The organism is Haloferula sp. BvORR071 (genome assembly GCF_000739615.1).
Lineage (GTDB): Bacteria > Verrucomicrobiota > Verrucomicrobiia > Verrucomicrobiales > Akkermansiaceae > Haloferula.
This window is the reverse complement of record NZ_BATP01000056.1, coordinates 94812-114652: the sequence shown is the minus strand read 5'-3', so window position 1 is coordinate 114652 and position 19841 is coordinate 94812. Positions and strand designations below refer to the sequence as shown.

General features: G+C 62.5%; 10 protein-coding genes and 1 tRNA gene. 3 read left to right on the top strand and 8 right to left on the bottom strand.

Annotated elements, in window-relative coordinates; genetic code table 11:
• Nucleotides 1-105: 105 nt before the first annotated feature.
• Nucleotides 106-2073, top strand: coding sequence for a hypothetical protein (locus BV071_RS26895; protein WP_035613994.1), 1968 nt, complete (start codon nt 106-108; stop codon nt 2071-2073).
• Between the two features lie 442 nt (nt 2074-2515).
• Nucleotides 2516-3082, top strand: coding sequence for a hypothetical protein (locus tag BV071_RS26890; protein WP_265594951.1), 567 nt, complete (start codon nt 2516-2518; stop codon nt 3080-3082).
• A gap of 82 nt (nt 3083-3164) precedes the next feature.
• Here BV071_RS26890 and BV071_RS26885 read toward each other — a convergent pair whose 3' ends face one another.
• From BV071_RS26885 to BV071_RS26875, 4 genes are all read right to left on the bottom strand, one after another.
• Nucleotides 3165-5069, bottom strand: coding sequence for a hypothetical protein (locus BV071_RS26885; protein WP_035613988.1), 1905 nt, complete (start codon nt 5067-5069; stop codon nt 3165-3167).
• A 36-nt stretch (nt 5070-5105) separates the two neighbouring features.
• Nucleotides 5106-6470 carry a hypothetical protein gene (locus tag BV071_RS26880; protein WP_035613985.1) on the bottom strand — a complete coding sequence of 455 codons (1365 nt, stop codon included), beginning with the start codon at nt 6468-6470 and terminating at the stop codon, nt 5106-5108.
• Nucleotides 6471-7122: 652 nt separating this feature from the next.
• Nucleotides 7123-7377, bottom strand: coding sequence for a hypothetical protein (locus BV071_RS35860; protein ID WP_265594950.1), 255 nt, complete (start codon nt 7375-7377; stop codon nt 7123-7125).
• A 123-nt stretch (nt 7378-7500) separates the two neighbouring features.
• Nucleotides 7501-9624, bottom strand: coding sequence for an O-antigen ligase family protein (locus BV071_RS26875; protein ID WP_035613983.1), 2124 nt, complete (start codon nt 9622-9624; stop codon nt 7501-7503).
• A gap of 149 nt (nt 9625-9773) precedes the next feature.
• Between BV071_RS26875 and BV071_RS26870 the strand changes: the two genes are divergently transcribed.
• Nucleotides 9774-11003, top strand: coding sequence for a glycosyltransferase family 4 protein (locus tag BV071_RS26870; protein WP_035613980.1), 1230 nt, complete (start codon nt 9774-9776; stop codon nt 11001-11003).
• Between the two features lie 16 nt (nt 11004-11019).
• On the opposite strand, the gene BV071_RS26865 is transcribed toward BV071_RS26870, so the two are convergent.
• From BV071_RS26865 to BV071_RS26850, 4 genes are all read right to left on the bottom strand, one after another.
• Complete coding sequence (locus BV071_RS26865; RefSeq protein WP_035613973.1) at nt 11020-12990, bottom strand: hypothetical protein; 1971 nt, start codon at nt 12988-12990, stop codon at nt 11020-11022.
• A gap of 627 nt (nt 12991-13617) precedes the next feature.
• Nucleotides 13618-18774 carry an MBG domain-containing protein gene (locus tag BV071_RS26860; RefSeq protein WP_081886250.1) on the bottom strand — a complete coding sequence of 1719 codons (5157 nt, stop codon included), beginning with the start codon at nt 18772-18774 and terminating at the stop codon, nt 13618-13620.
• A gap of 405 nt (nt 18775-19179) precedes the next feature.
• The gene (locus tag BV071_RS26855; protein WP_035613967.1) at nt 19180-19386 is read right to left on the bottom strand and encodes a hypothetical protein; all 207 of its coding nucleotides are present in this window, start codon (nt 19384-19386) and stop codon (nt 19180-19182) included.
• A gap of 71 nt (nt 19387-19457) precedes the next feature.
• Nucleotides 19458-19534: transfer RNA gene (locus tag BV071_RS26850), tRNA-Arg, on the bottom strand.
• Nucleotides 19535-19841 lie beyond the last annotated feature (307 nt).

Below are 19841 nucleotides of genomic sequence, written 5' to 3'. Positions count from 1 at the left end.
TTCCTCTCTTTTCCAACCGGCAGCAGGTAGCCCAGCCTCTCTAGCCCGCTGCTAACGGTATCGCCCGGTCTCGAGGCGCAGAAATCCTTCCACCCCTTCTCCTCCATGTCGAATTCCCCAGAACAACGCACACAGGGCCAGCGGCGTTCGATCAGCCGCCTCAAGATCGGCCTTGCCATCCTCATCCCACTGGTGGTCCTGGCACTTGCCGCCCGGCCAGCCTACCGCGCCTTCCGCGAAAACCGGATCAAGGGCTTGATCGAAAGCGGCGAGGAGGCGATGCGGCTGGAGGACTGGCAAGCGGCGCGCGAGAAGTCCCGCGCCGCCTTGATGATGAGAAACGGAGACTACCGCTCTCTCAACATTTACGTCCGTTCGCTGGCGAAGACAGATGATCCCGCTGCCTTCCTCGGGGCGGTGTCCTTGATCAAGCATCCGGAAGCGACCCGCCAGGATCAACTCGATGCCCTGGAGATCCTCGCCATGCACGGACCGGCCGCCATCGCCTTGAGTGCTTACCGCTACCTGGACAAAGGCGAGCCCAAGCTTCACGATGCGGAACTCAATGCCGCCATTACTCCTCTGCTCCTCATCATGGGCAAGGAAGGCATCGCGTCCGCCCGCCAAGGCCTCCTCGAGTTCATGCCGGCTGCGCCCTCTCCCCGGGTCCGCCTCGCGCTGATCGAGGCCATCGCCGCCGGGGGCTATGCTGCGGACGTGCCGATAGCACGGCAACACTTTGCCGCCCTGATCTCGGAAGGAGCACCGGAATCCCTCAAGGCGCTGGAACTTCTAGGGAACACTCCTGGCGGTCTGGCACCTGGAGATCCACTTCCCAATCTGCAGAACTGGATCTCGCACCAAGCAGGTGCCAAGGTGATCCACCATCTGCTCGCGCTTCACCCGCAGATTGCGGAGAACCCAGTGGGCAAGGAGGCGATCTTCGCGTCAGCGATCAACCGTTTCTCATCGCTTGATCCCGCGGCCACCGCCACCTGGCTCAATCTTCACAACCGCCCCGAGGATGCACTGAAGATTCTCGAAGAACCGGCAAAGCAACGCTCCGACGCCTACATCGTCCGCCTTCACTCGCTGCTGAAACTGAAACGCGAGAACGATCTCACCGAAGCGCTCAAAAACCCGCCGCCGGCGGCAGATCCCGTCGAGCTTGAGATCGTGCGTGCCACTCTGGCGAAGAATCGCGGAGACCGGGGAGCGGCCAATACTTCATGGAACGCGGCTCTCGAGCAGGCCTTGTACGATACCCGGCGGAACCGCTTCATTGAAGTAGCCAGGGCAGCGGAATTGCAGGGCGAGTTGATCCCGGCAGCAGACGCCTGGTTCGCGGCGGTCCGCACCGGCTTCGGCCAGTTGCCGGTCTATGCAGCTCTCGCCCGCCCGATCTCCATCCTCTATCGGCAAGGACGCGCGGAGGACATCCTCGCGATGTCCCAATCCATGCTGCGCTTGGAGCCCCGCAACACCGATCTCATCAATAACACCGCCTACCTGGGCTTGATCCTTCACTCGACGGAACCCGTCGAGGTCATCCGGACCCTCGAGGAAGTAAGAAGCAAGGAACCTGAGAAGGTCGAACTGAACGCCACGCTCATCCTCGCGGATCTCCTCGCCGGTGATGCCCAGAAGGCCACGAGCCGCCTCCCCGAGATCGAGAGCACCAAACGAGTCGGCCCGGAGACCAAGGCAATGCTGCGCGCCCTCGCACTCAAGCTGAGCGGCGAAGAGCAGAAGGCCAGGGAACTCTACGATGGCATCGATAAGAGCGGCTTCCTGCCCCAAGAGAAAACCGTCTTCGCCAACCTGATGGACGGGAAGAAGGAGAAGAAAGAAACCACCCCGGATACCTCACTGGCAGATTGGGAAAAGAAGAGAACAGATATCTCATCGGCTGAAGTTCCAGCATGGAGGAAAGGTCTTGAACGTGCTGAACAGAACGGGAAAAAAGGCGGACTTGGCATGGAGCAGCTTCCCGAGCTCCGCGTTCCCGGCTACGAGGCCACCAATCAAACTTTTGAAGATCAATCAGTTACAAAGAATCCGAAAATTCGCTGAGCTTTCAGGAGAAAATCGGTCTTTCACGGAGGGGCTACGACATCTAGGTTTTAGCCGGATTCTTTGACCTCCCCGGGCCAAGAATTTCATCCCCCCTGAACTACCCCTCCGCCCCCTTTCGCATCCCCCTCTCATCATCCCTTGGCCGGATCGCGCCTTTTTCTCTTCTTGCGTCCGGCCTGCGTCGATGGACTTCAATTTTCCGCAACGCCCCCAATATGATGATTCCCGGATGGTCAGCCGGATCACCTAGCCAACAACCCCCAGAAACAACATGACATCGTCACTACGTTCATTGCTACTAGGGTCTGCCCTGCTCATCGCGCCGCAGATCTCATCGGCCAGCTTATTGCTGGGTATTTCGGACTTCGCTGTCGGAAGTCCGATCTCCAACACCCCGCCGAGCACCGTCTTGGAAACTGGCTTCGCCGGAAGCTACTCCTTGACCCCCCCACCCCCGAATACCGGTGTCCAAACCACCGGTGGTTCCAATGATGGAACCTGGGGTCCCCTCGCGGAATCGCCCACGCCACCAACCGCCAATGGTAACGCCGCGGTTCTGGATTTCCAGAATGCGATGCTTAGCGTGTCGCTTACGGCCAATAGCTTCAGCCAGCGACTGGGTTACCTTGTCTTCGATGCTGCGACGAGCCACTTGGCATTCGGCTTGGATGTCTCCTACGTCATCACCAGCGGAGCCGTCGTTCCCGTTCCACCCGCAGTCCCCAACCTGCTCAATGACCAGGCGGTTACCTTCGTGACTCCCACGAATCCAACCATCGGAGACTTCCAGGACTTCCTCGTGGATCTCACCAGCATCACTCTGGGTGTCGGTCAGACCATCACCTTCTTCTTCGATGCTGTGGACGTATCCCCCGGTGCAACCGGCGGCTACATCTACCTGGACAACATCGCCATCACCGCCATTCCGGAAACGGGCAGCACGCTCGCTCTGGGTTGCATCGTCGGTGCCAGCGCCTTCTTCCGCTCCCGCCGCCGCAGGGGCTAAGAGTCCATCGACAACATAAACCAATCACAAAGGGCTGGTCCGCAAGGACCAGCCCTCTTTGTTTCCGGGGTCAGGCCTTTCCTCAGAAGCCTCCTTCAAACTGCTGGCTGACGTTGACCTTGAGCCGCATGAAGCGCTTCACCTTGCCGGGGGAGCTGAAACTATCGGTGACCCTGACGCGCTCCCAGGTCGGATCGATCGAGAGCACGCTCTCCACCGCGGATGGATTCACCACCCAGCTTCCGGAGGCATTGTCGGTAAAGACCACCTGATAGACGACTCCCGGCGAGGTCGCAGCCTTCCGCCGCAAGTAGGTGAGCGCCAGGCGACCGCCGGCATCCCGCCTCGCCGCCGGCATTCCCGTCAATTCCGCCAAGGTGGTCCCGTCGGGATTCGGCAACTCCGCGACGCTGCTGCGTGCCAGATCGCCACTGTTCGGCGCGAGGTTCAGGGCATACTTCACCAGATTCGGGACCTGATCGCCAGAGCTCTCAAGGTCGCGCGAACCGTCTGCGGGCAAGCCTTGGAAGGCCCGCCAGGCATCCAGCGAATTCACGCTAACCAAGGGCGCCGAGACCGAACCCCACCAAGTGCCCCAAGCCGCAGTCGTCTCCGGAAGCGGGATGGAATATTGCTGCAAGGACCAGAAGCGGGTTGCATCGGAGGGATCCAGGCTAGCCACCGAATAGGGCCCCCACGGGTTCACCTGCGCGTGCCTGAAGTAATACGCCTCGCCGCTCTTGATCAGGACCTCCGGCTTCGGCGCATAACCACCACCGGAAGAAGGGACGAAGATCTGGCCATAGGCGCTCGGATTCGTCGTCGCAGAGAAGGCGTTGTAGGAGACGAAGAACTCCTTGTCGGCATTCACCGTGAGCGAGGGGAAGGCGAAGAAACGCGCTCCGGTCTGGTCATCGATCAGCCCCCGCTGCTGCACCTCGCCGGTGCTGCCAGCAATCCGCCACCACTGGACCGAGCTGCGGGTCGGGTTCGCCGCCGGCAGGAACACCGTCTGGGCCACCCACAGCGAGCCATCGCGGAAGACCGCGCTTTGCACCCGGTCGTCATAAGTCGCAATCAATTCGGACCCGCCGAGTTGCGGTGCATTGCCAAAGTAGGAATCCGCGTCGTTGTCGCTGGGCGCCCACGCCGGAGCCTTGGGATAGCCTACCTCGACCAGTGATTCCGCTCCCACTGCGCCTTGGATGGCCATCACGCGCAGGTAGCCACTACCGCCGCTGTTCGAATTCCAGCTTTGGACCAGATAGAGGCGCTCTTCGGTCGGATCGAGGGTCTGCACCGGGGTGACGCTGGTGGAGACGCTGTCCTCGAAAACCCGGGGGGTGATCGCCTGGCCAGCGAGCGCTCCTGCCTTTGAAAAGACCAGCGTGCGATGGACACTCGTGCGGTAGCTCGTATCGAGGACGAAGGCACCCACGGCGATCCAGTTCTTGTTGAAGCCGAGGTTGAGCGATTGAATGGAGGGCGTGAAGGCACTGCTGCCGATGGCCGCCATGTCAAAGCGCCAGGAATTCCAGCCACCCGTCGGATCACTGCCTTTGGAAACAGCGACCAGCAATGCGAAGGTCCGCGCATCCCACGAGCTCTCCGGTACGACCCGCGCCGCAGCAACGGCGATCCAGCGCTGGCTGGACGGGTCATAAGTCACGCGCGGCTGGCTGACATCAGCTGCGGCAAAGGCCGGATTCAGCGCCTGCCACCAGAGGTCCAGCTTCTGGCGCAAGACGGATACTCCGGTCTTGGTCTGCACGTGGACCTCCGTTTCCTGCATCGAGAAAACGTGCGAAGGGCCCACGGCTCCCGCGGCCCCGGAGACCGGGCTGTTGAGATCCGCGGTCTCGGCCACGGCTTGGAAGCCGCTCATGGCGGGCGGCGTAATCAGGCCGTTGGCAGCATCGGCCATCGGCATGACTGCCACGGCCAAAAGCAGGAAGCTCAGAAGCTGGCAGAGGGAAAAGCGGTTCATAGGTGTGTGAAGTTTGATCATTCGCTTGCCTCTTCCTCAGTTGGGCGCATGCACGCCGTTCTTTCCTCCGTCCGAGTAATCAATCATCGGAGTGACCCCCTTGGTCACTGGCCCCTGGGTGCTACCGCCTTGATCCGCGCCTGACATGTCCACCGACAAGTACTGCTCGACCACGACTCCCTCTTCCGGTGACTGCGCGACCCGCATCTCAGTCCCGTAGGAATTGGTCCAGATCTTGGTCTTGCCACTGGTGTTCTGGAGATTGATGCGATCCAGCTCGATGTATCGCGTGGCACCCCGGAAGGGCGAACGCGGATCATTCCATGCGATCGGATGCGGACCAGGCAGCGCCCTCACTGCGGCACCACTCGGCAAAGTCGCGGGAAGGCCGTAAGGCCCCTGCCCGACGCGGTTGAACAAGGGCGAAGTCGGATCGTAGCAGAGATCGACCGTGCGACCGAGGTGATTGGCCGTCGTCTCGCTGTAGTAGCGGCTGGGATCGACCACATTGAAGTAGATGTGGTGGGAAAAGTTCACCACGCGGCTCGCGCCATCGTATGCCCAGCGCTCCGGGCCGCCGTTCCATGTTTCGAGATGCGGCCAACCCGCGGAAGCCTCCCTCATCGCGCGGAGCGAGGGAATGATCCGCAACACGTTGCCGTAGGGTTGCTGCAAGGGGGCTGGCACCGGCCCCGTCAGCGCGACCTTCTGCTTGCCCCCGGCCGCTGCGTCGTCGAACTCATTGACCGATCCGAAAGGATGGATGGTGCGCCACTTCACCTGAAGCGGGCCTGAATTGGCCTTGGCGAGGATCACAAGCTCGTGCGCCGGATTGGTCATCGCGTCCGGCGAGTGGGTTCCCTGGTGAAGCTTGATCAGCATGTCCACCACGCCGCCCTTCTCGAGGTAGTTGTCATTCACCACCGTCACCTTGTGACCCACGTGGTCTTCATTGCGGCTGCAGAGCCCGGGAGTCGTGCAACCGCAGGTGGCCATCAATTCGTTCACGTAGCCGAAGGCGATGGCTCCATTCGACGGGTAGAGATGGGATAGCGATGGATCGTCGCCATGCTCATGGCCGAAGGTCACCAGCTGCCCGGTCTCGGGATTCGTCACCCGCGCCGGGTGCCAGGTGTCGTAGACCTTTCCTTCCGGCCCGTAGGTCCAGTAGGTCTCGTGCAGCCATGACGGCGCGGTGTCGTACGGAGCGACCGGCCGCCACAGGCGATAGGCCTTGGAAAAAGGGACAGACGGCGGCGGCAGCAGTGCCCGGCCCTTCGGGGCTGGCGGTGCCGGTGGCGCAGGCGGTGTTACCGCGGCATCAGCGCTTTGCGAGAGCCCCCCTCCGAGGGCGGCGACGGCAAGCGCAAGGGACAGACGTACAGGGATATTGGCTGGCATGGCTGGGACAAGCGACCCATCCCAGCAGCCCGTTTTTCCGATCTTTCGATCTCAGGCTACCTGGAGAGTCAGGTGAAGCCGCCTAGCAGGGCATCCGGATATCGTCATCTTGGTCCTTCCGCGTGGAGGCGTCACGGAAGGCGGGCAGTCTTGGATATCGCGGTCCGATCGATCATTCTGGCGGCAACTGATCGATCGCATCACAGCTTTGACAGCGCCAAGTTCCGCAAATTTTTATAGAAAACTCAATCAGTAAAAACACTGAGATGTAATTTTAATAAAAGTGAAGCAGTAGCCCCACTTGCATCGCGATCGCTCCCTTTTCTTTTCAAATCAAGCGCTTGAGCCCCTTCTGGAGACGGTCTCTGGACTCCGCCAAGCCTTCTGCCAACGAGGAGAGCACTCTCAGGAAACTTGGGTTCCCCGCTCAAAATTCCATTGCTCCCGAACAAACCGAACCAATCGAATCGGAAAAACCAGATGCGTTCGCGGCGAAAACGAGAGAACTGATGACCCCTCCGAAGGGCCTCAACACCGCGGCGGGCAAGCCTCCCCTACCCTGACGCCATCAAGCGCTCCCCCGGTGACCGGAGCCCAGCCTGCGGTCCGATTCGGTCCTGTCCCCTCGGGAAAATGGCCAGTGGCCATTCTCTCAACAACGGGTAACCGGCGACGGCTTCGGCGGGTCGCAATCCCAGGATGACTTGGGCGGATCGTCGCAACGATCATCATTCCCGCCATGGGAGCTGCGATCACTATCCCGGCTGCCACTGCTGGTGTTAGTGCTACTACTGCTACCGGAGGTAGTGGTCGTGGTGGTGGTAGTAGTGCTGCTACTGCTGTTAGTGGAAGTTCCGAACCAAGAGAACAAATCCAACCACGAGTAGCTGGTGGCGTTGGTCGCCATGGCCGAAGAAGAAAGGCCAATCAAGAGCGCTAGACTCAGCACGGGGGATGCTTTCATCGCGGCTCTTATAGTTAGAAGTTGTGTCTCCGGTCAAGACTGGGGGCTGCCATGCCACGGAATCGTTCACTTGCCCTCTGACGCGCCGGGCGAGGGCGGCGCGAAGTCCGGGTGCTCTCGCTTGAAGTCCTCCACCGCTTGTGGCGAACCGCGGCGGGACCACTCGGTGAGCAGCATGCCGCGCTCATCTCCACTCAGCTTGTCAGCGGGAAGCTGCGGGAAGTAGCGGTCAATCGCCGCGGGCGGCGTGAAGCGGATCCATTTCTCCAAGCGCGCGAAGTCATGCCCTGAGAATTCGAAGGCAAGCGGCGCGAGATCCGGGTTCGCCGCGGCATCGGAGAAAAGTCCTTCGTAGATATTCTTCACGGCGTGCTGCGTCTCCGGCAGGCGCTGTTCCTCCACAGCGGCATGCTGCAGGGCGAGCTCCCAGAGCTCCTTCACGTGGACCGGATCCCGCTTCCCCCAGGTGGCGGCTTGCTTCAAGAGCAAGAGGCTCTGCTGCGGCTCAAGCCGGCGCTGGATGGCGAAGGCCTGCCGCGCGCTGTCTTCGCCACCATTGAAGTGGAGCGCGATCACCCCGCGCGCGAATTGCAGCGAAGGGTCCAGCGGCTCGATCATCGTCGCGCGGTCGATGCGGGTCCGCGCCAAGCGCAAGGGGTCCTCTTCCTTCGCGGGCCGGTAGGGCGTGCCGGCTTCACGGGCTGCCGCACTCGCCACCCGATCCATCTCGCGCAGCTTTTCCGCCCACTGGCGCTCGGCCTTCGCGATCGCCGATGGCAAGAGCGGCCGCTCGCTCCACTGGGCATGGAGTAGCAAGGCGCCGAGCGCTGCCATCGCCAGTCCCGCTGCCCGCCAGCCGATCTTCGCGAACCGTGAAGGGGGCGCAGCACCGCGCGTGGTCCCATGCTCCAGTGGGCGCAAGGAAAGCGCCAGCAGCAGGACCGCGGCCAGTGCCAGGCCCTCACGGTGCCCCGGGATGTCCAGTAAGCCGTGCAGGCCTAACAGCATGGCCGCGACCATGCAGGCCATGCGCAGGGCACGGCTGTGGCCCTGTCTTGCGGCACGGAAGCCCGCGAAAAAAACCGCTGCGACTCCTGCGGCCAGGCACAGCGCGGCAGGCCAGCCGTGCTCCGCCGCGATCATCAGCCAATCACTCTCCGGGTGCAGGCAAGGCATCTCGCTGGAGACCGGGGTGAGTTTGCGGTACTGCGGAAAGATCCACGGGAATTGCCCCGGGCCCACGCCACACCATGGCTCCGCCGATATCATGCCCAGGGCATCCCTTTGGATGCCAATGCGGGCATCCTTTACTACGACACCTGGCGTACCATCCGTCGCGAAGGAGGCCGTCAACCGCTGCTTCACGGGCGTATCGATCCCCACCAATCCGACCACCAACCCGAAGATCAGGAGCAAGACCGCCTTTCCCAAGTCACCACGCAGGTAGCGCATCCCTGCCAATGGCAGCCAGCTGAAGATGCCCACCGCCACGAGTAGCACTCCCGCGCGGCTGACCGAGACGCACAGGATCACATACAGGAAGAGCAACAGCGCGACTGCCGAGACCGCGACCTCGATCATGTGCTTGTGGGTGATCGCATGCATCAGGCATCCCCATGCCACGAGAACCGCCATCGCCAGCAAGGTGGCCGTATGGTTCCGGTTCGGGAAAAAGCCGAACACTTCCTCTCCCCCCGGATGATAGGCCACCAGGGCAACCACCACCCACAGCGCGCAAAAGATGACGAAGGCCAGCGCCAGGCCACGCTGCATCCGGCTATCGACGCGATGACCTAACAGAAAGAGCGCCAGCAAGGCGACGACGGCGATGCCGCCCAAGGCCTCTGCCGCCAGCGGCACCTGCACGATTGCCAGCGGGCCGGTATCCAGCCCCAAGGATTCCAGATCCTGACGCCAGCCCGGCATGCCGGCCCAGCCGCGCGGCATGAAGCCAGCCAGCGATAAGCCCAGGAAGCCGAGCCCGAGAATCCACCAGACCAGCGGCAGCCGCGCCACCGGAGGGAAGAACAGGAAAAGCAGCCCGGCTCCCGCGCAGGACAGCCCCAAGAGGAGCTGCGCCGGCATCTCCGGAAAGGCGATGGCCACCATCGCCAAGGCCAGCGCGACGGCAAAAGCGATGGCCGAGCTCTGGCCGGGGAACCAGCGGACGGATGGGGGAAAATTTCGCATCTCTAGCTCGAACGGAAGATGACGGCCTATCCCCACCAGATGAAGCCGAAAAGATGCGCGCCCCGCTTCTCCCGCGGCAACGCTTTGCCCTTCCGCCGCCGCGCCATTCCGGTTAGAAAGCGCCCGCCTTCCCTCCCCCCGAGGAAATCGTGAATCTCATCCTGATCAACCAGTACTATCCGCCCGACGTCGCCCCCACGGGATTGATGCTGGAGTCGGTGGCGGAAGAACTCGCGGCGCTCGGCCACCACGTCACCATCCTCTGCTCGCGCGGGGGCTATGGCGGGCAGAAGGGTGAAGCGGCAAGCGCACGCGCGGCGACGGATGGAGTGGAGGTGGTCCATTGTTGGTCCACCGCGTATGGCCGCCGGGGCTTCCTCGGGAAGATCGCGGACTATGCCTCCTTCTATCTCGGCGTGGCATGGGGACTCTGCACCGCCCGCCACCGGCCGGACCGCGTGGTCGCACTAACCACCCCGCCCTATCTCTCGGTCCTCGCGCGGGTCTTCTCGAAATTCCTCGGTGCGGATCACGCCCACTGGGTCATGGATCTCTATCCGGATGTGATGGCCGCCCATGGTCTGCTGGATCCACGCAGCCTCCCCTATCGCATGCTCTCCCGCTTGGCCCGCTTCGGATTCGGTGGCAGCCGCTGTGCGGAGGTCATCACCCTGGGGCCGGACATGGCGGAGCTCACCGGCCGCTATACTCCCGATGATGTGGCGCTTCCGTGGATCCCGCTGTGGGGCACGGAGTCGGTGGCCGAGAGCGATGCCGATGCCGAGGAGCACGCCCGCGCGCTCCGTCTCAAGCGTGGCTGGAGTGAGGATGAGACCATCGTGATGTATTCCGGAAACATGGGTCTGGGTCATCGCTTCGGCGAGATCCTGTCCGCCGCCGCCGAGTTCCGTCGCGGCTCCGGGATCCGCTTCGTCTTCTTCGGCGAAGGGAAGCGGCGGAAGGAGATCGAAGAGTTCATCGCCCGTCATCCGGAAGCTCCGATCGAGCTTCATGGCTACGTCCCCCGCGATGAACTGGCCGGGCACCTGCGGAGCGCGAATGCCCAGCTTGCCTCGCTTGAACCCGCATGGGACGGGACGATGGTGCCGAGCAAGCTCCAGGGAATCTTCGCCGCCGGACGCCCGGTCATCTTCATCGGCAGCCACGCTTCATCGATCGGGACCTGGGTCCGGGAGAGCGGTGGCGGCTGGGTCGTTGAGCCCGGGGATTTACAAGCGATGAAGGCCGCCCTCGAGCACGCCATGGATCCCGGCGAGTGCGAATTCCGCGGTGCCTTCGCGAAGGCCTTCTCCGCCCATCATTTCGACAAGCGCAGGAATTCCCGGGAAGTCGCACGCCTGCTGGCGCGGCCGCACTGAGCGGGCCACGCGCCGATCACGCGTGCCGCAACTCCACCGGCCTGGTCGGCGTGGGGTGATCCACCTCCACGGGTTCCGGGACAACTTGCGGGCGGGGCGTGAAAGAGGTGGGCAACAGCATGCGCTGTGGATTCATCTCCGGCTGCCAGCGGCTGATCTCCATGCCGAGCTCGCGGGCAATGCTGAGGATCTCTTCGTAACGCTCCTCCGGCAGGACACTGGAGGTGATGAGAATGCTATTCGCCCGGGTCCGCTGGACCACTTCGCGCAGGTTTGCGAAACCACCGAGAATCGGGAAGCCCCGCATGCGGCGGCCACGCAGCTTCGAGCTGTCGTCGATGAAGCCAATGAAGTGATAGTCCTGCCAAGTCTCCGGTTGTGAGAGGCGCAAGTGGCAGAGGAACAACTCGCCAAGGTCCCCCGCCCCGTAGATCAAGGTCGTGCGCGAGGAGTGCTTGCCACGCAGGCGGCGCTTGCGGTGCATCGTGTCGATCACGCTCTCCTGCAGCATCAAGCCGATGCAGCGCGGAGCGAACACCGCGATCCCACCAATGGTGAAGGCGGAAAGGTGAATCAGAGCATCCCTGAAGCTCAGGTCATAGCGCGCGGAACCCTTCAGCCCGAAGCTCACCGCCACACCGCACATCAGCCACAAGCCGCACTCCGCGAAGTCATGCGCGGAAGCCCGCGTCCAGCGGCGGGAATGGGCCCTCGCCAAGGACAAGGCGACTACGGAACAAGTAGTGAAAAGCGTCGCGGTCCCCAGATCGGCCTTCCAATCCACCGGTTGAATCATCGCTTTCGATTGCGCCCAGGACACGGCCAGCACCGCCGTGAAAAGCACCACGATGTCGTAGGCGAGGTAACGCAGCATCGACTGGCGGTAGCCCTGCGGCTTCCGGGTCAGGGTCCGCAGGCCGCGGCCGCTCGCCAGGAACTCCACGGGTGCCAGATAGCGGAGGCCCACCAGCCCAATGACCACCAGGCCGACCACCGACAAGGTGAGAAGGTTCGCACCGCCGACGATCGGCAACAGCGCAAGCGTGGAGGTGACAATCGCGAGACCGTAGATCAGCAGCGCGGCCTGCTTCTGGGTGAAGCCCCAGCGCAGCAAGCGGTGATGCAGGTGATCGCGGTCCGGTCCGAAAATTTTGATCCCCGGCTTGGAATCCGAGACCCGGCGCGCCGCGCGCCGCCACACGGCCAAGGCCACATCCAGCAGCGGCACGCCACCGACCAGCAGCGGCAGCAGGAGCCCGGCCACCACCGCATTCCGCCCCACGATGCCCGTGCCCACGGAGGCGATGAAGAAGCCGATCAACATCGAGCCGGTATCGCCGAGGAAGATCTTCGCCGGATGGAAATTGTAGCGCAGGAAGCCAATCAGGCAGACCGCCATCAGGGCGATGACGAAGGCGCTTTCCACGCGCCCCTTTGCCATCGCCAGCACGGTCAGGATCAGCAGTGCGATCATCGCCAGCCCGCCGCAGAGACCATCCATGCCGTCGATGAGATTGAAGGCATTGATCAGCAAAACGGTCCAAGCCACGTGGATCCCGAGATCGAATATCCACGGGATGTGATAGCCCATGAAAACCCCGGCGCCGGAGGGATTATGGAAGAACATGATCACCGCCGCGGTGGCCTGTGCGGCGAGCTTGAAATAGGCAGAGATCCCGCCGCGGTCGTCCTTCACTCCCACCAGCACCAGCAGGACGGACGCCGCCATGAAATGCTTCAACCAGCGCGGTCCCAGCATTTCGGTAAAGGCATCACTCTTCCAGTTCAGCACCAGCATCCCCACCGCCATGGTCAGGAAGAGTCCCAGCCCCCCTGCCCGCGGAATCGGCGTCAGGTGAATGCGGCGCTCTCCGGGCTGGTCCACCAGGCCCATCTTCGGCCCCAAATGGATCATGAGCCGGGTCATTGCCATCGACAGAGGCAAGGCACAGAGGATCACGATCCAAGACCAGACGAGTTCAGACATCGGGGGGAGGGGGTGGGGGCGGGGAAAGAGGGGGATATCGGCGAGCCGCCAAGGCGACCTGCGATGCATCTTGCTACCCCAAAATCGGACGCGCCCTCAAGATATAGAAAATTTGAACAGTTAGGCGGCTCAAAAACTATTCATCATATCCTAAATAGTTCACCATTACCCGAACATTACAAACTCCAAACATTCAGTACAACCATGAGTAAAGCCGCCCTCACCACCACCAAAATTCACTGACCAACAACATTTTACGCATACACCACGCAACCCACCCTCAAGCTGACGGCGTTTGAATCGACCGGGAACAAGCGATCCCAAACCGACCGGAACTCCCTATTCCGTTCCGGACCGGGCTAAAAAAATTTGCTCATCGCCACTTAAGCCACAGCTCTATCTATCCGTAGGTCCGGCAATCACCGAACCAATCAAACAATTAGAACCAAGCGCTTCCTGAGATTGCGCGCCGTTTTGCAATTCAGCCTACCGTGTGGATAAGCGGTGGGGAAATAGCACACTTGTGGGAGTCGCGAAAGCAACTCTAGGGAAATTTGCCCGCCGGCGTGATCCAATGGATCGCTGCGCCGACGGGGCTTCCCTTTGTTGTCACTTGGCCTGATCCGCTCAGGGCGCCTCAAACCGCAGGCGCAGGAATAGCCCGGGGACATCCGCCGGACGCGCCACACGGGCCCGCATCGTTTCGGTGTCCTGCGTCTCCCCGATGACCTCCAGCGGCACCGCCGACCACCCCTTGAAGTCCGAACCGCATTCGGCGGAGTAACTCAAACCCGCCAGGCCCTTTGGCCGGATGAAGACCAGCGCCAGATGAGTCCCATCGAGCTGCATCACGGGGCCCGCCGTGTAGACCAGTGGATCGCCGCCCAGCGCATACTCGGCCAGGTTGTCCAAGCGATCATGGTCGGGATCGCTATCGGGAGCAGCATCACCCGCCAGCACTTGCTCAACACTGAAGTGCTGGGCCTGCCAGGTCAGGAAGTTCATGCCCATGATCTTGAGTGCTGCGGTGGCTTTCCCGTTGTAGTTGGGATCGTCGATGCTGGCATCCACCTCATAGCTACCGATCTCGGATGGTGCTGTGGCAGCCCCATCGTAACTCACGATGGTCGCCAAGCCTGCGGGCGTGGTGATGACCGTGACCGGATTCGGAGCGCCATCGTAGGGCTGGGCGAGATCGACCAAGCTGATGGTTGCATCGGCCTTGGCCACCTGCAGGACCTCAGTGGCGCTGCCCTGATAGTTTGAATCCTGAACCGTCACCGCCACAGCATAGCTTCCGGCATTCACCGGAACTGCCGCACCGCCATCGTAGGTCGTAGCCACCGCAAGACCTGCCGGGCTGGTGGTGGATGAGACCGCATGCGGATTGCCATCGTAGGTCTGGGAGAGGTCTCCCAGCGTGATCGCGGCAGTTGCCTTCGCCACCTGGAGTTCGCCGCTGGCAGTGCCTTGGTAGTTGCTGTCCGTGATGCTCGCCACCACGGCATAGCTTCCAGCGTTCACCGGCACTGCTGCTCCGCCATCGTAGGTCGTTTCCACGGCAAGACCCGCCGGGCTGCTGGTGGACGAAACCCCATGCGGATTGCCATCGTAGGTCTGGGTGAGATCTCCCAGCGTGATCGTCGCAGTCGCCTTCGCCACCTCTAGCACCCCGCTGGCAGTGCCTTGGTAGTTGCTATCCGTGATGCTTACCGCCACGGCGTAGCTCCCGGCATTCACCGGCACCGCCGCGCCGCCGTCATAAGTCGTGCTTACCACTAGACCGGCCGGAGTGGTCGTGCTGGAGACCGCCCGCGGGCTGCCATCGTAGGTTTGGAGGAGATTCCCCAAGGTGATCGTCGCAGTCCCCTTCCCCACCTGTAGCACCCCGCTGGCGGTGCCTTGGTAGTTGTTGTCGGTGATGGTCGCTTCCACGCCATAGGTTCCGGCATTCACCGGCAGCGAACTCGAGCCGTTGTAGGTGAAGCCCACCGCAAGACCCGCGGGAGCCGTGGTGCAGGAGACCACGCACGGCACGCCGCTATAGGTCTGGGACAAGTCACCCAGGTTCACGATGGCACTCCCCTTGGCCACCTGTAGCACCCCGCTGGCGGTGCCCTGGTAGTTCGGGTCCGTGATATTCGCCGCCACGCCATAGGTCCCGGCATTCACCGGCAGCGAGGTCGAGCCATTGTAGGTGAAGCCAACCGCGAGACCCGCGGGAGTCGTGGTGCAGGAGACCACGCACGGCACGCCGCTATAGGTCTGGGACAAGTCACCCAGGCTCACGGTGGCGTTTGCCTTGGCCACCTGCAGCACCCCGCTGCCGGTGCCCTGGTAGTTCGGGTCCGTGATATTCGCCGCCACCGTATAGGTCCCCGCATTCACCGGCGGCGAACTCGAGCCGTTGTAGGTAATCGCCACTGCGAGACCCGGAGGAGTGGTGGTGTAGGACACCGGCCGCGACGCGCCAGTGTAGCCTTGACTCAGATTCGCGAGCGACAGCGTGGCTGCCGCCGGGGTCACGGTGACGGAAGCATTCCCCGAGATTCCCGAGGCGCTGCCAGTGACCACAAAGGGACCGCCAGCGGTGCCTGCCGCGAAAAGACCGGAGCTATCGATGCTGCCTCCACCGCTCGCCGACCAAGTGGTGCCACTAGTGGTCATCGCCGTGCCGAACTGGTCGCGCAAGGCAGCCGTGAAACTCCGCGTGCCTCCTACGGTGAGTGTCGTAGATGCCGGACTCACCGCCAAATCCGTGGCGGTCTGGAGCACGCGGACATTCACCGTGCTGGAAGTTGTGAGACCAGCGGCATCGGCAACCAACACCGAGAAACGGTAATCACCGCTGGCCAGGAAACTCGCTTCGGTGGCCTTGGCGGCGTTATTGCTATTCGCCGAGTAGCCGACCGTCGCCCCGGGACCGCTCAGCAGCGACCAAGTGTACTTGAGCGACGCTTCACCCCCATCATCCCCGGCGCTGACGTTCAAGCCCACGGAGGTCCCCCGCACGATGCGGAAGACCGTGCCATCCGGATCCGTCACGGTCTCCGCCGTCGCGGCATTCGCCGCCGTGGTGATCGTCGGCGCCTGATTGGCCGCCTCCGCCCCCCCGGTCAGGATCATGCTGTCCACATACCACCCCGTGCTGGCCGTGTTGCCATTCGTCGCGAGACGCCAGCGCATGCGCAGGGAGTGACCGGCAAATTTTGCCGTATCGGTGAGGTTCACCACGGTTTCGATGAAGCCGTTGCTACTGCCGGACCACGCACTCTGGCCGGCGAAATCACTGCGCCCCGACGGCGGGCCGCTTGAGGAGATGCTGCTGTTATAGCCGTTCGCGGCAAAGCTCGCGCCGGAGCCGGAGGCGCTCACGTCGAACCAAGTGCCGCCGTCCACCGAGAACTCCAGCTTCCCGCCATCCTGGCCCTGCTGCAGGTTGTAATTTTGCCAGAAGCGCAACTGCAGGTTGCTGACATTGGCTGGCACATTCACCTGCGGCGAGGTCAGATTCACCGTGGACTTCGTATCCGGCGCCGGGGCGAAGTAGGAGCTCGCGGTCGACTTGCTCTGTGCCGTGGTCAATGCCCACGCATTGCTGCCGGTGATGGCTTGGCTGGCCCAGCCGCTGGCCGCGCCATCGAAGCTCTCGCTCCACAGCACCGCGGTCACGGCGAAGGCATTCGCCAGGCTCGCGGATTCACCGCCCGGATTCCCCACGGCGACATTCCACAAGCCGGGCGCGGCAGCACTGAGATTGACCACGCCGTGCAGCACGCCGCTATTCAACTGGACGCCGCTGGCAACTATGTCGCTCTGCCCCGCGCGGGTCAGCTTCAGAGTCGAGTCAGAGCGGAAGCCCGTGCCACTCACATCGATGCCCACGCTTCCCGGCAAGCTGCTGCCCGGCGTCACCGCGGTCACGCTCAGTGGCAGCGGCGGTGGCTCCTGAGCCGCCGCACCCGAGATCAGCAGCGAGTAATTCTGAAGCGAATTCGTCAAGGTGCCTGAGAAGGAGACCACCACCTGATAGGTGCCTGCCTGCGGCGGCGCGCTGATCCGCACCTGCTCGATATTGTCGGTATTGTTGATCCCGGTGGTCGCCGCGGAATCCATCGACGCCTGGCTCCAATTCCCGACGAAGGGCATCACATAGGGCAGATACTGGCTGCCTCCGGGAGAGGTGATCTTCAGATCCAGGTTGTTGACCAGCCGCGCTGAGCGCAGGTCGGAAGTGGTCGTCGCCACGCCCGCCGGGTCAGTCCAGCAGAGGGTCGCCACAATCGGCGAGCTGCCATCCCACACGATCGGCACGCTGCGGGTGACCACACTCGTGCTCACGGACGACTCCGTGATCCGCTGCTTCAGCGGATTGTCGTGATGGTCCGTGATCACGTCGGCGGCCGCCTTCGCATTCATGAGGCCCCAGCCGTATTTGTAGTCGGGACCGGGATTCCCGCGATCATCCGCGGTGTGAATGAGGAGTCCCTTCAGCGTGCTGGCCCGCATCGCCTGTCCGGGAAACTCCGTGCCATAGTACTGCACTAGCAAGGCGGCCGAGCCGGTCGCATTCGGCGAGGCCATGCTGGTGCCACTATAAGTCCCGTAGGAACTATCGCCGCCATTCAGGGATGAATAGAGGCCCTCCCCATTCGCCACGATGTCCGGCTTGATCCGGCCGTCATCGGTAGGCCCCCAGGATGAGTAACTGCTCATACCAGCCTGGGTGACATCCCGCGTGCCATTCGTCACCGCATCGCCCACGGAGCCCACGGTCATCACGTTCTTCGCCAAGGCGTCGTAGGAGATGGTCTCGAAGCCACCGTGATACACGCCATCCCCGCCCGGATGAATGGCCGGATCATAGACCACGGCTGTGCCGCCGGCTGAGAGCGCCACCATTTCCCCCTGGCCCGGATTGTCGGTCCGGTCATTCCCCGCACTGCGGAAGATCAGATAATACGGCGCGCTGGCCGCCAGCGCATCCTGGTCGCGGCTGTAGCTATTGTAGCGCCCGAAGTCCTGCTCGACGCTGCTGCCCGTGGTGCCGTCGCCATACCACTCCCAGACCCGCGTCCCATTGCCTACGTAGTTCCACCCGGCGACGTAGCCGTAGCTGTGATTCGAAAGATAGATCTTCCCGGCCTGAGCGGGCCCACTCGCGGCGCGGGAGGTCATTTCCGAGATGTCACCGTTCCAGTCGTAACTGTCCACGCTCACCGCCGGAGCCATGCCCTTGGCATAAATATCCACACCACTGGCGCTCAGCGTGCCTGCCACGTGCGTCGCGTGATCGATCGAACCCGCGCCATCCTTGGAAACCACGCGCCCGCCGAATTCCTGGTGAGTGACCCGCGCCGAGCCGCCATCCCAGAGGCCGATCACCACCCCGCTGCCGTCCATCGCATACGAACTCCGCACCAGGTTCGCCCCCGTGGAAATCGCCGCATTCACGTTGTGGGTCGTGTGGTAGACCGGCTGGTCGCCTTCGAAGTCCTCGATCTCCTGCAGGCTGCCATTCGGGCGCTGCACCCGCAGAGGCAGGCCCAGACCAACCGCCCGCTGGCGCGCCTCGGCCCGCCGCCGCCCGCGGGTCGCGGCCACCGCATCCACCACGGCCTTCCGCGAAGCATCGTCCCGAAGGTCCGTGCCCGGCTTGGCCAGCAAGTCCGCTAGGGATTCATCCTGCGCCTGTGCTAGAGCCGCTCCGGGCAAAAAGACACAGGTGAACGATACGACAACAAGTCGCCAGAGCCCGGAATCCGGGCCTCGGTAGGGCTTCATTCAGATCCGTTAGTGTGTGGGTGTGCGGGGGTCTGGTATGAGGATGTTCCTTAATGGGACGAACAAGCGGGAGGGCCGGTTACAGTATTTTTGCAAGAACGGGATCCTCGCGACTGCGGTTCCCACCTTGAGGCCTTCCCCGCCGCTTTGGCGATCCAACAGATAGATCCACGCTCCGAAACAGCCTCCCACGACCCACAAAATCACATCAAACAGTTTGATTTACAATATATTGTAAATTGAAAACTCCTAGCAGCGGAAAATCCAAGCTATCCGAAAGCGCAGCTTCAGCGGAGGTGAATGAATAGGTTTCCGGGAGGGGCGCGGTGAAAACGGCCCGAAAGCAAGAGCCGGACCTCCCTCTTTCACATCGCCTCCTTGGGCCGCGGCGCGATCGCGGCGCACTCAGCGCTCAGCGGGGATGCGCAGGAAGCCCGTGTAGGGGTCGATGATGGTCACCGTGAAGGGCGCGCCACCGGTGCTTGTCGCGATGCTTGGCTGCGTCGATTGGAAGCGCAGGTCGAGAATGCCTCGCCCAACGCGCGAGCCCGAAAGTTCCGCGCAACGGACGGTGCAATAGAACAGGCAAGAATCCGCATTCCCGTGCCTCACTGCGGATCTCGAATGCCTGCACCCGGGCAACAAAAAGCCCCGCAAGTCAGGGACTTGCGGGGCCTTGAAAGTGGCACACCCAAAGAGACTCGAACTCCTAACCTTCTGATCCGTAGTCAGACGCTCTATCCAATTGAGCTATGGGTGCTTTTGCCTGGTGGCTTCCGCCCTTTGCCTTGCGGCGCGGGCGGGGGGGAAGCAAGCCTAAGCAGACCGGGGGTGTCAAGGAATTCAGAGGTGGAAAATCGAAATCTTCATCGCGCTCCCGCCCCTCTCCCCGCACTCCCGCCTCTGAAGCCATCCGCAAGCGCCCCAAATCCCTTTAGCTCGCGACCCGCAGCGGATCTCCTTAACCTATTCTAATAAAAATTCCCACGTGCTTCGCCCCCATTCATTTAAATTTTGCAAAATAAACGGAAATCCTGAAGGGTATTTTGTGCATTTTTTGAACCGAG

Excerpts from the sequence above, each read along its gene's own strand:
- BV071_RS26860 (WP_081886250.1), bottom strand. The coding sequence starts at position 18,774 with ATGAAGCCCTACCGAGGCCCGGATTCCGGGCTCTGGCGACTTGTTGTC.
- BV071_RS26875 (WP_035613983.1), bottom strand. The coding sequence starts at position 9,624 with ATGCGAAATTTTCCCCCATCCGTCCGCTGGTTCCCCGGCCAGAGCTCG.
- BV071_RS26895 (WP_035613994.1), top strand. The coding sequence starts at position 106 with ATGTCGAATTCCCCAGAACAACGCACACAGGGCCAGCGGCGTTCGATC.
- BV071_RS35860 (WP_265594950.1), bottom strand. The coding sequence starts at position 7,377 with ATGGCGACCAACGCCACCAGCTACTCGTGGTTGGATTTGTTCTCTTGG.
- BV071_RS26885 (WP_035613988.1), bottom strand. The coding sequence starts at position 5,069 with ATGAACCGCTTTTCCCTCTGCCAGCTTCTGAGCTTCCTGCTTTTGGCC.
- BV071_RS26880 (WP_035613985.1), bottom strand. The coding sequence starts at position 6,470 with ATGCCAGCCAATATCCCTGTACGTCTGTCCCTTGCGCTTGCCGTCGCC.
- BV071_RS26865 (WP_035613973.1), bottom strand. The coding sequence starts at position 12,990 with ATGTCTGAACTCGTCTGGTCTTGGATCGTGATCCTCTGTGCCTTGCCT.